The following is a 13,138-nucleotide window of genomic DNA, read 5'->3' as shown; positions in this document are numbered from 1 at the left end:
AATAATGGTCTTTATTGTTTTTACCATTGAAACAGGCATCAACAACTCATGGTGACCGCTATCAGTGCAAGAGCCTAGTCAATATTTTTGATTCCGGCAAAAAAATCATACGAATTTCACGCCCTTTCCGGTCTCGGGTCAAGGCTTCACGACAGTTACCCGGTGGTTCATCCAGGATTAGCACAGAATCCAGCTGATCCAGCTTTCTTGCGGCGATTTGCCAAAACGACTGTGGACAGACTTTGCGGGCCAGGCGGGAAGCCTTATCGTTAAAAATATCTGCTGTTGCCTTGTCTTTGGATGAAGCGATCATGGATTGCATGGTAGCACGGATACCATGCCACCATCGGATGAATATTCAGTTCGGCTTATAGCTCTCCGGCGAAGGCTTTTTGGCTGAGGGCATTGAACAGAGCATCAGTCTCAAAGGATGCACTTTGGGCACGAGCTCTAGATTCAGCATCAGTCTGGTTCCCATGTTCCTGCGTTGGAACCCATAGGCTCTCTTCATTTACTGTGCCTGACTTGTTGGGGAGGTGTGCATTCCCACGGTGGACCGTGGGAACGAGTCAAAAAATATCGCTGATTATATCCATTACTGGCTGGCAGAACCCGAATTTTCTACCAGAACCCGGCTGGAAAAAGTTTACACCTGTGTTAACCTATGACCATTCGTGTAATCAGTTTCTATACAACGGAAGACGGCAAAACGCCTGTTGCTGATTTTCTGAATACCCTGAGCAGCCAGCAGGCTCGAAAAGTTACCTGGGTTCTGAAGCTGGTTCAGGAGCAGGAGAAAGTACCAAGCAGTTATTTTAAAAATTTGGTTAGCACTGAGGAAATCTGGGAGGTTAGGGTTCAATCTGGAAGTGATATATTTCGTCTGCTGGGTTTCTTTGACGGAAGCAGCCTGATCGTATTAAATCACGCTTTTCAAAAAAAGACACAGAAGACACCGTCAAAAGCCATCAGGCTGGCAGAAAAGCGTCGCAGGGATTATCTGAACAGGAGGATACCATGAGTGATCTGGATCAATACATTCAAGATAGGAAAGCCCGAGACCCGGAATTTTCCGACGGTTATGATGAGGACTATGAGTCGTTCAAGTTTGGAGTATTGCTCAAGGAGGCCAGAAAAGAAGCAGGGTTGACCCAGCTCCAGCTGGCACAAAAGCTTCAAACCCATAAAAGCGCGATATCCCGTATCGAAAACAATTCTGAGGATGTAAAACTCTCCACACTTGAGCGCTTTGCTGCTGCCCTGGGTAAAAAGCTGGAAATTCGGCTAGTATAACCTGCATCTGGACTTTTATTTCACCCATCAGGGCTGTGGCTTCTTGCGGCGTTTCTAACACTGCTTCAAGTATGAACAGTAACCAGCTTTCCCAGTCTCCTTTTGCTCTCTCAATGCTTGTAATCGTGAGTAATACTGAGCCTTGTTTCGAATGATGCCCTGCCCCCGGATATCCAGCCATTGCATTAGAGGGCCTGTTTCATCCTGAAGTTGCTGCCGGGTTTGTGGTGCGAACTAATTGCCTGGCGATGGTTTTCAGGCTGCCCTGTTCAAACTTTTTCTGAGCGGCTTTGCCCAGTTCAATCCAGGCTTCAAGACGTTTTTGGGCCAATGATTTGCTTTGGCTGACTTCGCCTTCTCCGGGGTCTTCTTCAAAGTATTCAAAGTTGCCCCAGTGGTCGAAGATCCGGAACTTTTCTTTATGCTTACCCAGACCATACAGGTTTTCACAGAACCGGGTTCCCCGCCCAATCATCTGCCAGAATTTCACTTTGGATTTGATGGGTTTGGCAAAGACCAGGTTCACTATTTCCGGTACATCAATTCCGGTATCCAGCATATCCACCGTGATCGCTATGGTCAGCTTATCATTGGTGGACTGATCCCCCCCTTTGAAATCATCAATCAGTTGCTCGGCACGGGAAACATTCTTCAGGGTATCCAGTCATATTCCCATCTGCTGTAGAAAGGTCCTGGTAAATCACCATTTGCTTATCTACAACTTAGACCAGGCCAAATTATCATCCTCGGAGTATTGATCTGAGAATGCAAAAATATTGGCGGCCAACAGCGTAAGCCCCTTGGTCAGACTGACCAGAGGAAAAACACCGTTAACGGCTCCGAGATTGGGCTGACCATTGGCTTTGTAAAAGTCTCCGGGGAATTTTTTCTGCGTGTCCACAGGATGCAATTTCGAGTACAACATTTCATCAAGATGTCCATTTTTCTTTAAGTGTTCCGAGTAACACTCATCAGAAAAGGGAAATGCACTGGGGTCTTTGACCTCATGAGGTTGCAGGGCCGTCCAGTACAGGATCTCCTGAGCTGTCCGAGTCAGCCATGAACGGTATTTGGTATCGTTTAACTGCATGAACTCTTGCAATCTTGCCTTGGGCTGTAATTCTTTTTCTTTTGCAAACAGGCCCGACAGGTATTCGTTCAGTAGCTGTTCAATAAAGTTTTCTGTCTCTTTCAATGCCGATTGTTTTTGATAATGATAATCCGGGGAGTTCCGACGCAAGCGTGATCTTAATAACACAGCCGCCAGCAGGTTTTCGCACAGGGCATTGGCGAAGCTTAATCGTTGCATAACTTCTGGAGTATAACCCGCCGATTTAGAGTCTGCGGCGGCCAGGCCACTTTTCATAGAGCCATAAAACTCCACATCACCCCAATCCCGCAGACCAGCCCAGCCAAAATCAGGACGTTCAATAGCTTCGATCCAGCTTTCAAATTTTCCGGGTAATGGGAGGGCAAAATATTTCGAGTTCCCCAACAACGGACTCAGAAACACCCAACGACGTCCGGTATCGTGAAATGAGGGTATCGTTGACGAAGGCATAATGCCAAACTGGCCATTCAGTAAGCCAATATCATGAATGCCATTCAATAGACCTCGCTCAGCAGTCACATAAGGAGTGTTTTTTTCATCAGGAGTGTAAGCGTATACACCATAGTCGTTTGTCGCTTTGAAGTGATAGACCAGTACGGCTCTTTCACCATCAACATTGATGACTTGCAAGCGGTCAGTGAAACCTCGTGTCTTCTCAGGGAGATCCTTTTCCAGTACAGCAAGATACTGGCCAAAACGGGGTTTCTGGCTTTTAAAGCGGTCACTTTTGGCAATAAATTTATGCATAATGCCTTCTTCTGCCAAAGTAGACATGCACTCTCCGACCCGATGGAACTTATAGTAATCAACCTCTTCACCATTAGGTATTGCCAGTGTACGACCACCAACAATGGTGCCCTCTTTTTCGAACAGTGATAGCGGATCCTGACCAGAATAAACCCATTGAAAGCCTGTTTCACCGGAATGGGCAAACTCTGACTGTAACTGACGACCGGAGGCTGGATCCGCAGGTTTAAAACCAAATGCGTGAGCAGCTACCAGCAATTCGAATGCCGAAGTATTGGGCAGTTGAAATTTAATTTGCGTCTGACTTATATCTTTTTGAGGCGTAATCATATGCTTGCATCATACATAATTCCCCTGAAGAATATTTCAATGAAGCATTATATTTATCAACACTTTCCAAATCAGCTGTTACAGCCCTGACCAGTACTTCTTCAAAAAATACAGAGTCCTTGATAAAAACCTTGTATTCATCAAAAAAAACTCTACTAAAGTTACGCCCGTAATATATACCCTTGATCGAGTCCAGAATGGATTCTTTCGTCAACAAATGAACCGGAACTTCTGATAATTCACACAGGCCTTTTGATAATTGCGAAAGACAGTATTCTTTGTTTTTGCTCTTGACGTGTTCTGGAAGGTCTTCAAGCGCTATCATTCCTGAATGAATGAGCTCATCGTAAAAATCATCATTTTTATTTTTAAAGCTATCTGGAAGTTTATTGAGAGATTTTATTTTCTCCGTGATGCCCAGATGATCATAAATAAGAACAGCCAGTTCCGGTGGTGTACCAAAGGGAATACCTTTACGGGCTGAATATTCAATAAGGAAATCAAAATCTGTTTTCAATTCGTCTGGTAGTTTATCGAAGTCACAACAACCAATACCAAAACTACTCTTGGACAAGAGTATATCTTTAGTCAGTTTATTCTTTGGTATTTCATAAACTTTCAAAATACCATTCCTTAAAAATTCTTTCATCAAGGCGGGTGATTCTAAATAAGCTCGGGGTACGTAATCTCTAAAATTTTTTCGTGAAAAATAGTCGATAACGTTCTTAAATTCCTCTTCTGAGAGTTCATGGCTTCGACCATCAAAGACTTTTTGAATCAGCTCGACTTGTTTTTGGTTTAAGATAGCCGTGTTGCCACCCGGATTGGCTTTAAACTTTGTTAAAGATCTGGGTAATGATGCTTTAGGTTTTACCCTAAGAGCAATATCTCCGGCATCGGTAAAGAGCCGTTTGTGTTTGCGCTGAGAGGCTTCAGAGGTATTCGGATCTAAAGCAACGGCTCTGGAGGAAATTCCGATCTCTTTTTGATCTTTTTGTCCTGTTACAGAATCGGTTGTGAAATCATCGAGACTGACTCTGAATGGCTTACCGCTGAGAGCGCTAACGGCTCTGCCGGCAACAATGCGCTGCGTTGATGTAGCATCTTCTGTTTCTGTAACACTGGCTTTAGCAATGCTAGTAGAGGAACTTTGTACATTAGTACATGATTTTTGAAATGATGCTTCCATTATTTTTTTCCTGCCTTTAATTGTCCTTAATCTTGACGAGGATGAGCCGACGAAGATGAGCCCAACCAGAGAAGGTTTACTAGTAAGACCCGTTTAGTAGACCAAAGTTCAAAAAAAATCGCCGGATTAAAAAAAGCTTGTTGGCCAGACCTATGTTACATAGAGCAGTGCAAACAAGCTGTCATTGCTACTGATTCTGCGTATTTGATTAGCTGAAGCCTGCCAAAGATAAATAACCCTCTGTCTGATGGTCTATCCTGCTATGCAGCATCGAATTTGTTCTGGATTGGGTGCGCCGGACAACCGATTGGACGAAAAGTATGGGATTGGCAAAACGGACAGTCTATCAACAATAATTTTTATACTTGTTCACACAGACCAGACAATTTATTCCTGACTGGCAGGGTGAATGACGGATTTCAGGGTGGCATGAAAAAAACTTATTATTCACTGGGTGCTTACGGACTTCTTTTTTTCTGTCTTGCGATTCAAGTGGCAACAATACCCCAGGCAGTGGCCGAGAATAGTCTCTCTGAGCCCATGTCATTAAGTTCGCTGTTCCCCTTGCTGGCCACTGTTTACCGGAATATGCCCGAAGCAAAGAGCCCATTGCCTGACCTGAATCCGCCACCGCAGCCATCACATCATCCCGGAAACATTTCATGCTCTTTTGATACCACCGTTTCAGTCGTTGCGCCGCAATACCACCAGATAAAGCTACAAATCGCCCTGGCTGAAGGCCATATCTGGCAATCTTCAGGCAATAATGAACCTTTGGATCTGGAGCCCCGTCATCTGCCCAGTGCGGTAAGATACATTGACCCAACGGGACATTGTCACGAGCACTGGGTTATTCAGGGTGTTACCATACAAGACATTCCACCAGACATCGACCCGGAAGACCCTGAAAACAGCCTGCCACCATCACTGAGGAATAATTCTGATTTACCCACACCCTTTAATTTCACCCATCTTTTTGCAGGTAATGGACTGGATAGATCTGATAGCAATGACCTTGACGCAGTACAAAACCCGTTAACCCATCTCCTGCCTGCCCCCTACCCCCTGTCAATCCGTTATGCTGAATCCGGCCTGTCGGTTTTATTCCAGGATTCAATCTGGCTAAGGCTTAATCAGGAAGAATCGCTGGTTCTTGCGCCTTCGGAGTTTCCTGCCGTGGCCAAAGTCAGCGATATGTCCGATGAAAACTGGCCGCAACTCATTGCGGCTGAGTCTGTTCACAGGAATACCGATGGTGTCAGGTCTGTCTTGAGATGGACTAATAGGCTGATACAGAACGCACTGTCCGATGATCCGTTATTAAGATTTCTGGCATTCATTCACGGGACAGCCTTTCTGGTACAGGACAGTAATGGACAACTTTCATACATCATCCAGCGCAACGGCAAGCTGTTATCCATCAGCAGATTCGAAGCCCACTTAAGGTTAAGTCTTTATAGCCAGAGCTTTCTTGAGTCACTGTATCCGGAGATTTTCGGGCCATCGCTCCCCGCAGGTGGCGGCTGGCATGAATGTAACCGCTGGGTTCGCAAGAAGCCTTTTCATCCCTATGAGAGGTCTGAACGTGATGCCAGTAACGGTTCTGGTGCTCAAAGACCTGTAAATCCTGAAGGTGGGAATAATGAAGGAAATGACAGATCGACTCGATCTGAAGCTCATGCAATGCATTACTCAGAACAAACCCGGGAACCCGGAACAGCGTCTACCGAAAGGGATGGGAGGCAAGCACAGATAAACCGGCAGAAAGTTGACGCTATTTACGATTATCAACCTCCGGAAAACCGCGATGAAACGCCCATTCCTTTATACGCTACCGCTTTTCTTAATGGCAACCAGCAACATTTGTATTGTCCGGTTTGCACTGAGTTCATTACCGGAGAAGCGAAAGCCTGCACTTCGAGTGTTCCTCACAGTGTCTGCATTGACTGTTTTGACGAAATGACTAAAGCAAAAGTGAGAAACATCAAAGAATGCATTACTTGCAGTGAGAAAATGCATAATCATTCATTCAACTATGAAGACGCTGCCGCAGTTGTCATGTTCCAATGTCCGTTAGGCTGTGGGCACAGTTGCCCGCTGGCATTCATAAAGAACCATATCAAAGAGCAGCATACCCCCGGTTCATCCGAAGATCGATCAGTGACTATGAACCAAGAAGAGGAAGAGCAGGCGATGCCTCCGGGGAGCGTGTTATTTTATGGTGTGCCTGTAATGGCAGAAGATAAAGACAGGGTCGAGCAATTTCTTCATATCTGCCGGCAGATTAATGATCCCGAACACCTGCAACTGGCAGGCGCATTTACCCGGGTCTTCGAGGCACTTCAAAACAGGCCCGAACAGTCAGCCAGTGTTCATTCTGGACGGAATAACACAGACGTGACCAGTCATCACCCGTCGTATGCTTTTTTCAATTCCAGAGAGAAAAATCTTGATTCGGCATACTTGCAGTGTGTCAGAAGTACTGATGAACAAAGCGCCAAATGCCGTTTTTGTAACGTACGCATAGGGTTGAATCAAAATGTGATGGATATACGGGAACATTTAAGCAAATGCTCTAAAATCGGTTTCTGCCCTAACAGAGATGATGGCTGTTCTTTTCAACATCAGTCTGCCCTGATGCCGACACACTTGTTAAAATGCCGTTATAACAAAGTTAAGTGCCAAATATGCCACCAACAGGTAGCTTTGACGAAAATGAGCAGGCACAGGAAAAACTGCCTTGCCAGTATACGACTGAATCAGGATGATGCCTTATTTTATGACAGAACTGAGCAGAAGCCTGTTAGGCTCTGGGGTCAAGATAAAGAGGAGGCGATTCCAGTGTTTAAGAAGCCAGGAGAAGCTACCTACTATTGCAAAATTTCAAAGCTTTTTTATGAATCAATAACCAAAAAAGGAAATAAACCGGGAAAACACTCTATAAAGTTTATCGGCGATAATCCTGATGATTCCGATGGTTTTTCTGTAGAGTTCAGATTTGATACCTTTGAAGGTAGTCTGTCTCTCCTTATATTTCCGGAAGCAGAACATCGCCGTATGGCACTACCCGTCATTTTTAACGGAAAAGGTGAAAAGCTGGAAGACATACCCTTTGTGATGCGAGGAGATTCCTCATGTGACCTCTGTGGTTACGAGGTTAATGTTAATACGATGACTCATCCCGATCCGTATCCAATATGCTTGACAGACTTACTTTTTAATACCCTGTATAGTCAGGACAAAGGTCGTCACATCAATGGTTTTCCTGAATGTGTTTACGTTCAGATTAAACTTACCCCGGTTGGCCAGTAGCGCATTATTTCCCTGAACATTACGGGCAAAGAGGACACGCTCTAAATAGTCTTTGATTTTTTCATTACCTGTTATCATCCCCGGTGCATTGATCTGAGTATGCAAAAATATTGTCGGCCAGCAGCTTAAGTCCCCTGACCAGAGCGACCAGAGGTAAAACGGCATTATCGGCCCCGAGATTAAGCTGATCATCGCCTTGATCGAAGTCTCTGGGAAATTTTTTCTCCTCGTCCGCTGGGTGCAAAGTTTCAGGGTAGAGTGTTTTATCCAAATGCCCCGTTTGCTTTAAGTGCTCTGAGTAGAACTCACAATCAGGATCAAATGCAAGATTGTCTCTGACCTCATAAGGATCACTTATTGACATCCTCCCCCGCTGATTCAAAGAAATCAGCAGGGGATTCCTTTACAGGTGCTACTCTCTCACGATTTCACACAGGTTTCTGCTTCATGGGTATGGCACAAAGGACTTACATTACCTCCACAGACTTTACTTTCCCTCTGCCCGAGGGTAGGTCTACAAAATGCTTTTCGACAATGACAGACATAACAAAAGAGAAGAATCATTAAATGAAGTCATCAATCAGTTGTGCAGGCTCTTTGTCCAGACGATCCGGATCAAGACTCCAGCGACAGTTTTTAGAAAACTGGCTGCTGAGATAATCCGCCTGCTCCGGCAAAATCCGGTGGCTATTCACTAAAGCCAGATATTCAGCGGCATTCGGTCGATAGGGTAGCGCCACCAGTGTCATATCCAGTTCATCCAGCAAACGATCACTTTTGAATTGATTGCATCGCTTGCAGGCAGCCACCACATTCATCCAGTCGTCTTGTCCGCCCCTTGAGGTAGGCAGAATATGGTCACGGGTCAAAAACCGGCGTGCCAGGAACTTGCCACAATACATGCACTGGTGATTATCACGTTCAAAAAGAGAAGTGTTAGTTAAGGCTGGATTTGTGCGGGCAGGGAAGAGTCGTTTACCACCACAAGCAATGATGCTGGGTAATTCAATGACCGTCTGGGCGCCAAGCCATCGGTTATAGCCACCTCTTACCCGATAAATGATGTCACCAAGGCTCCAGCGGATCAGGTCTCTCGAGTAGAGACAGACTGTCTCCTGCCAGGTCAGCCACTCCACCGGTTGTCCGGCAGCATTCAGTCGCAGAATATACATAATTCAGCTCCCGTTTTTTCATCCATGACCCTCTTTTATTAACTTATCGAAATGAAATGCACTTGCCAATGCCCTATTCCCGACAACTGTTTGTTAACAATTGAACTTTTGTTCAAAAAACACAGGCAGGAACTGCATTTATTTTAAATCAGAATTGACTCCTATACTGACTTTCTGAAACCACAACCCAACCAGAGTTGGAAACGCAGACACGCCGTAACGGATTCTGATAGTCTTTTTTCAAGGGACGGAGCTTGTCTCCCCTGCAACAGAACGACAGCGAAGTAATAATACTGGCAGTAACCATCCTGGATGTAAAACCGGGCCAGGAGGTCGGGTTTGAACGAGCCTTTGCTCAGGCACAGGACACCATTGCCAGCATAAAGGGTTACTTCTACCATCAGCTACAAAAACGTCTGGAGAAGGATAGCCGTTATCTACTTTTGGTAAACTGGGAAACACTGGAAGATCACACTGAAGGCTTCAGAGGGTCAGAAGAGTATCAGGATCGGAAACGGTTACTGCATCACTTTTATGATCCCTTTCCAGAGGTGGATCACTACACCCAAACTTTAATAAGTAGTTTCCCCCCTGAATAAGCTATGAAGCAAACTTCATAATATACGGTCACCCAGCAAGAAGAATCAGGCCAATGTCATCAAAAAGAGAACCTGTGTTTTATCTGGATCTATTACGTGTTGTGGCCGCAGTAGCTGTGATCATTATCCACGTATTGGGACCCTATCGTGACCTTTACGGGCAAATTCCGATGTCGGACTGGCTCACAGCGGTCACTTTTAACAGTTTTTCCCGCTGGTGTGTTCCTATTTTTATCATGATCACCGGCATGTTGTTTTTATCAGACAAACGCCCTTTTGACCTGGATTACTTCCTCAGACGACGGGTGATGAAAGTTCTGGTGCCCTTCCTTTTCTGGGCCGTGTTTTATTCCTTTCTGGCAGGACTCTCACCCACTTTTGATTACCAGTGGACCAGGGCCATTGATACCCTGAAAGAACTTCCCTATAAAAGCACCTGGTACCACCTTGGCTTCTATTACTATTTTATTCCTCTTTATCTTGTTATTCCTTTTCTAAGGCCTGCCGTTCACATCATGCCCGATGATCTGCTTAAATTTATGGCCGGGGTCTGGTTATGGCTGACATTGAGTTATTTGATCAGGATCGAGACTTTCTGGCATATCAATACTCTCCTGTACGGGGGTTATTTAATCTGGGGTTATTGCCTTGCAAAGTATGATACCCGCAAACATCAACCATTGATTATTCTTGGCGGTATTCTTGGACTGGTGCTTACTTTAGGTGGTGTGCTCTGGCTCAGCACCGCAAAGGGAATGTACAGCTTTGGTCGATTTAACTCCTATAAAACCATTAATACCGTTCTTGTGGCGACCATGGTCTTCTGTCTTGCCAAGCACTATGGCGACAGGATTCAGGGTAGAAGCAAAAACATTATTTCCATGTTCAGCCGTTACAGTCTGGGCATCTATCTGGTACATCCTCTTCTGCTCTGGCCCGTCAGAGCCTACGACCTCTACCCAGCCAGCGCCATTATCATGATTCCTTTCTGGACTGTTGTGACCTTACTGGCCAGTACCGCTTTCGTCTGGCTACTCAGTCGAAGTCGTTTAACCCACTGGATGGTTCCCTGATCTAAAGAATGTCGCAAAAGTAGCGGGCAAGAGACCAGATTCTATTCGATAACGGGGAGGTAAAACTCCCCGCTGAAAAGCTATCTGGCTATCTGGCTTTCAAGCACCTTATAATGCCCTTCTAACTGTCCAAACTGATCAGGTAGCATTATGTCTAAAAGCATGATTTGTGACATTGACGGCGTAATTCTGCATGACAACACCCTGATTCCTGGCGCTGATGATTTCATTCATAGCATGCAGGAGCGGGACATCTCTCTGATCATGCTGACCAACTACCCCTCCCAGACCGAAAAAGATCTGCAAAACCGCTTTGCTTCTGCTGGTATCACTATCCCGGAAAGTTGCTTTTTCACTTCCGCCATGGCCACCGCAGAATTCCTTAAACGACAGGAAGGTCAGAAAGCTTATGTTATTGGCGAAGGTGCCCTGATTCACGAACTGTATAAGGCAGGCTTTACCATTACCGATATCAATCCGGACTTTGTCGTCGTGGGTGAAACCAGGAACTATAACTGGAACATGATCCACACCGGTGCCCGATTTGTCTCTGAAGGGGCACGCTTTATTGCCACAAACCCTGATACCCACGGTCCCAATATGTCTCCGGCCTGCGGCGCACTCTGTGCTCCTATTGAGCGGATTACGGGCAAAAAGCCATTCTACGTAGGTAAACCCAGTGCCTGGATTATCCGTGCCGCCCTGAACAGGATGGGGTCACACTCAGACAACACTGTTATTGTGGGTGACAACCTGCGCACTGATATTCTTGCAGGCTTTCAGGCGGGCCTTGAAACCATTCTGGTTTTATCCGGTGTGTCCCGCCTTGCCGATATCGATCAGGTTCCTTACAAGCCCAACCATATTTTCGATTGTGTAGCGGATATTGATATTATCTGAGCCGGTTTAATCTCAGACAGAATTTGAGTGATCTGAATGCCTGCCTCACAGATAACGATCAGTCTTTCTCTTTTTAGTCCTTTTGACGTTGTATCTAACGCCAGAGCCGGCTACCGACATAGCTCTGGCAATGGACTTCTCCAAGGCAGTTCTGAGTTCTGGAAACGACTCCCACCGGTCAAAGCCGTTAATATAATCTCTGGCAATGCCCGCCATCTCTTCCAATCGTTTTGAAGGATTTTTAACACCAATACCTTTGCCAAATCTCACCAGTTTGTCTTGATCTGAAATATTCATATTTAAATAACTCATCAAGATCATCCCATGTGGGTCTTTCAGCATCTTTAACCGTCAGCTCCAGGCCCAGCAACCCAAGATAATTGTTCAGAGCCCACAAAGCTCCCCGATATCGATCGTTTTCTATGGCTGAGATAACACTTCGGGTGGTTTTAGCCTGTTTAGCAGCCTCGGTCTGATTCCAATCCCTGGCTTTTCGGCGATCTCGACATTGCTGTCCAATAGTATTCATTTTCATCAATTATGAATGCATATACATTCACTATGACATAGGTTCACATTATGAACTTATATACATTCATTTTTAGTTTGAAAAATCCTGTTTAACTTCTGAGGAAGCATCTTTCCAAACGGGAAACTCAGAGCCTTGATTTCGGCTCTCTCTGCAGAGCATCCTGATCCATCCCGCCTGCCAGAAACTCAATGAGGAACCGGGTCTGCTGAACAATATGTTCCGGTGTCCAGGTCTCAGGGTCCAGACGGCACTGCTGATCCCAGCGAGCTACCGTGTGAACGACCATGGAACCCAGGAAAGTGAGCCGGGCATGGCGCTCTTTGACACTCAAGTGTGGCAAGGTGGTAGCAAATGCTTCAGTCATACGAACCAGAGAGCTGCTTCTGGGGGTATCCATGGCAACGATCTGTTGATTGCCACGCTGGAACAGCTGACTGACCAGACTGGTATAGGAGCTATCTTCTCTTGAGCCTGTAAGGTTTTCCATGTAGGGAAGCAATAGAACCTTAACTAAATCTCTGGTTGTTGGAGGTTCCTTGCGGTTAAGGAGTTCATCCAGCATCTCGTGACGTTTTTGGTTGAGAGGGATCATCCGGAAATCCAGAATTGCATTAATCAATCCGGCCCGGTCACCAAAATGGTACTGAACAGCAGAGTTATTCTTCTGTCCTGCAGCTCTGGCTATTTCACGATCCGAAACAGCATCGAGCCCTCTTTCGGCTATCAGCTTTTCCGCTGCTCTTATCAGTGCTTCCTTAGCGTCTGTCAGACGTATAATTGCATTCATAGTGTTGCCACAAAGGTTAAGCTATCTAGCTTAATTACTCACTTTAATATCATTCAAAAAGAACGAGCCAACTCAGTTATAAAGGCTGCCCGC

15 protein-coding genes are annotated in these 13,138 nt (G+C 45.5%); 6 read left to right on the top strand and 9 right to left on the bottom strand.

From position 1 onward, the window contains the following. Positions 1–61: 61 nt before the first annotated feature. A complete protein-coding gene (locus ACOJUO_RS15230) occupies positions 62–322 on the bottom strand; it encodes a hypothetical protein (RefSeq protein WP_422137414.1) in 261 nt (86 codons plus the stop codon). Between the two features lie 342 nt (positions 323–664). Here ACOJUO_RS15230 and ACOJUO_RS15225 point away from each other — a divergent pair, with 342 nt between their 5' ends. Together ACOJUO_RS15225 and ACOJUO_RS15220 are read left to right on the top strand one after the other, a co-directional pair. Next, the gene (locus tag ACOJUO_RS15225) at positions 665–1,021 is read left to right on the top strand and encodes a type II toxin-antitoxin system RelE/ParE family toxin (RefSeq protein ID WP_422132876.1); all 357 of its coding nucleotides are present in this window, start codon (positions 665–667) and stop codon (positions 1,019–1,021) included. Beyond that, on the top strand, positions 1,018–1,293 hold the full coding sequence (locus ACOJUO_RS15220; RefSeq protein ID WP_422132875.1) for a helix-turn-helix domain-containing protein: 276 nt from the start codon (positions 1,018–1,020) through the stop codon (positions 1,291–1,293). The genes ACOJUO_RS15225 and ACOJUO_RS15220 overlap by 4 nt, the downstream gene beginning before the upstream one ends. A gap of 199 nt (positions 1,294–1,492) precedes the next feature. On the opposite strand, the gene ACOJUO_RS15215 is transcribed toward ACOJUO_RS15220, so the two are convergent. The 3 genes from ACOJUO_RS15215 to ACOJUO_RS15205 form a co-directional block, all read right to left on the bottom strand. Further along, entirely contained in the window at positions 1,493–1,876 is a 384-nt protein-coding gene (locus ACOJUO_RS15215) for a hypothetical protein (RefSeq protein ID WP_422140073.1), read from the bottom strand. Between the two features lie 132 nt (positions 1,877–2,008). Next, positions 2,009–3,481 carry a hypothetical protein gene (locus ACOJUO_RS15210; RefSeq protein ID WP_422137413.1) on the bottom strand — a complete coding sequence of 491 codons (1,473 nt, stop codon included), beginning with the start codon at positions 3,479–3,481 and terminating at the stop codon, positions 2,009–2,011. Continuing rightward, positions 3,441–4,670 (bottom strand): hypothetical protein, encoded by a 1,230-nt coding sequence (locus tag ACOJUO_RS15205; RefSeq protein WP_422137412.1) that lies wholly within the window; start codon positions 4,668–4,670, stop codon positions 3,441–3,443. The genes ACOJUO_RS15210 and ACOJUO_RS15205 overlap by 41 nt, the downstream gene beginning before the upstream one ends. A gap of 429 nt (positions 4,671–5,099) precedes the next feature. Here ACOJUO_RS15205 and ACOJUO_RS15200 point away from each other — a divergent pair, with 429 nt between their 5' ends. After that, the gene (locus tag ACOJUO_RS15200; RefSeq protein ID WP_422137411.1) at positions 5,100–7,982 is read left to right on the top strand and encodes a hypothetical protein; all 2,883 of its coding nucleotides are present in this window, start codon (positions 5,100–5,102) and stop codon (positions 7,980–7,982) included. Positions 7,983–8,046: 64 nt separating this feature from the next. Here the strand turns inward: ACOJUO_RS15200 and ACOJUO_RS15195 are convergent, their stop codons facing one another. Then, positions 8,047–8,346: a hypothetical protein gene (locus ACOJUO_RS15195; RefSeq protein WP_422137410.1), complete on the bottom strand. Its 300-nt coding sequence runs from the start codon at positions 8,344–8,346 to the stop codon at positions 8,047–8,049. Between the two features lie 199 nt (positions 8,347–8,545). Next, on the bottom strand, positions 8,546–9,154 hold the full coding sequence (locus ACOJUO_RS15190) for an HNH endonuclease (protein WP_422132869.1): 609 nt from the start codon (positions 9,152–9,154) through the stop codon (positions 8,546–8,548). A gap of 254 nt (positions 9,155–9,408) precedes the next feature. On the opposite strand from ACOJUO_RS15190, the gene ACOJUO_RS15185 reads away from it, so the two are divergent. The 3 genes from ACOJUO_RS15185 to ACOJUO_RS15175 all read left to right on the top strand — a co-directional run bounded on the left by ACOJUO_RS15185 (position 9,409) and on the right by ACOJUO_RS15175 (position 11,726). Continuing rightward, positions 9,409–9,753 (top strand): antibiotic biosynthesis monooxygenase family protein, encoded by a 345-nt coding sequence (locus ACOJUO_RS15185; protein ID WP_422137409.1) that lies wholly within the window; start codon positions 9,409–9,411, stop codon positions 9,751–9,753. 53 nt (positions 9,754–9,806) lie between these two features. Next, positions 9,807–10,826 (top strand): acyltransferase, encoded by a 1,020-nt coding sequence (locus tag ACOJUO_RS15180; RefSeq protein ID WP_422137408.1) that lies wholly within the window; start codon positions 9,807–9,809, stop codon positions 10,824–10,826. A 150-nt stretch (positions 10,827–10,976) separates the two neighbouring features. Then, positions 10,977–11,726 carry an HAD-IIA family hydrolase gene (locus ACOJUO_RS15175; protein WP_422137407.1) on the top strand — a complete coding sequence of 250 codons (750 nt, stop codon included), beginning with the start codon at positions 10,977–10,979 and terminating at the stop codon, positions 11,724–11,726. 45 nt (positions 11,727–11,771) lie between these two features. Here ACOJUO_RS15175 and ACOJUO_RS15170 read toward each other — a convergent pair whose 3' ends face one another. The 3 genes from ACOJUO_RS15170 to ACOJUO_RS15160 form a co-directional block, all read right to left on the bottom strand. Further along, complete coding sequence (locus ACOJUO_RS15170) at positions 11,772–12,038, bottom strand: hypothetical protein (protein WP_422137144.1); 267 nt, start codon at positions 12,036–12,038, stop codon at positions 11,772–11,774. Next, positions 11,968–12,255, bottom strand: coding sequence for a helix-turn-helix domain-containing protein (locus tag ACOJUO_RS15165; protein WP_422137080.1), 288 nt, complete (start codon positions 12,253–12,255; stop codon positions 11,968–11,970). Before ACOJUO_RS15165 ends, ACOJUO_RS15170 begins: the two co-directional genes overlap by 71 nt. A 127-nt stretch (positions 12,256–12,382) precedes the next feature. Then, entirely contained in the window at positions 12,383–13,045 is a 663-nt protein-coding gene (locus ACOJUO_RS15160; RefSeq protein ID WP_422132865.1) for a TetR family transcriptional regulator, read from the bottom strand. Between the last annotated feature and the right edge of the window lie 93 nt (positions 13,046–13,138).

This window comes from Endozoicomonas sp. ALC020, assembly GCF_049275935.1.
Lineage (GTDB): Bacteria > Pseudomonadota > Gammaproteobacteria > Pseudomonadales > Endozoicomonadaceae > Endozoicomonas_A.
Note: the sequence above shows the minus strand (reverse complement) of the source record. Positions and strands in the feature narration are given on the sequence as shown.

What these genes read in the sequence shown, in the direction of transcription:
- ACOJUO_RS15230 (WP_422137414.1), bottom strand. Translation starts at nt 322, where the DNA reads ATGCAATCCATGATCGCTTCATCCAAAGACAAGGCAACAGCAGATATT.
- ACOJUO_RS15225 (WP_422132876.1), top strand. Translation starts at nt 665, where the DNA reads ATGACCATTCGTGTAATCAGTTTCTATACAACGGAAGACGGCAAAACG.
- ACOJUO_RS15220 (WP_422132875.1), top strand. Translation starts at nt 1,018, where the DNA reads ATGAGTGATCTGGATCAATACATTCAAGATAGGAAAGCCCGAGACCCG.
- ACOJUO_RS15210 (WP_422137413.1), bottom strand. Translation starts at nt 3,481, where the DNA reads ATGATTACGCCTCAAAAAGATATAAGTCAGACGCAAATTAAATTTCAA.
- ACOJUO_RS15205 (WP_422137412.1), bottom strand. Translation starts at nt 4,670, where the DNA reads ATGGAAGCATCATTTCAAAAATCATGTACTAATGTACAAAGTTCCTCT.
- ACOJUO_RS15200 (WP_422137411.1), top strand. Translation starts at nt 5,100, where the DNA reads ATGAAAAAAACTTATTATTCACTGGGTGCTTACGGACTTCTTTTTTTC.
- ACOJUO_RS15195 (WP_422137410.1), bottom strand. Translation starts at nt 8,346, where the DNA reads ATGTCAATAAGTGATCCTTATGAGGTCAGAGACAATCTTGCATTTGAT.
- ACOJUO_RS15190 (WP_422132869.1), bottom strand. Translation starts at nt 9,154, where the DNA reads ATGTATATTCTGCGACTGAATGCTGCCGGACAACCGGTGGAGTGGCTG.
- ACOJUO_RS15180 (WP_422137408.1), top strand. Translation starts at nt 9,807, where the DNA reads ATGTCATCAAAAAGAGAACCTGTGTTTTATCTGGATCTATTACGTGTT.
- ACOJUO_RS15175 (WP_422137407.1), top strand. Translation starts at nt 10,977, where the DNA reads ATGTCTAAAAGCATGATTTGTGACATTGACGGCGTAATTCTGCATGAC.
- ACOJUO_RS15170 (WP_422137144.1), bottom strand. Translation starts at nt 12,038, where the DNA reads ATGAGTTATTTAAATATGAATATTTCAGATCAAGACAAACTGGTGAGA.
- ACOJUO_RS15165 (WP_422137080.1), bottom strand. Translation starts at nt 12,255, where the DNA reads ATGAATACTATTGGACAGCAATGTCGAGATCGCCGAAAAGCCAGGGAT.
- ACOJUO_RS15160 (WP_422132865.1), bottom strand. Translation starts at nt 13,045, where the DNA reads ATGAATGCAATTATACGTCTGACAGACGCTAAGGAAGCACTGATAAGA.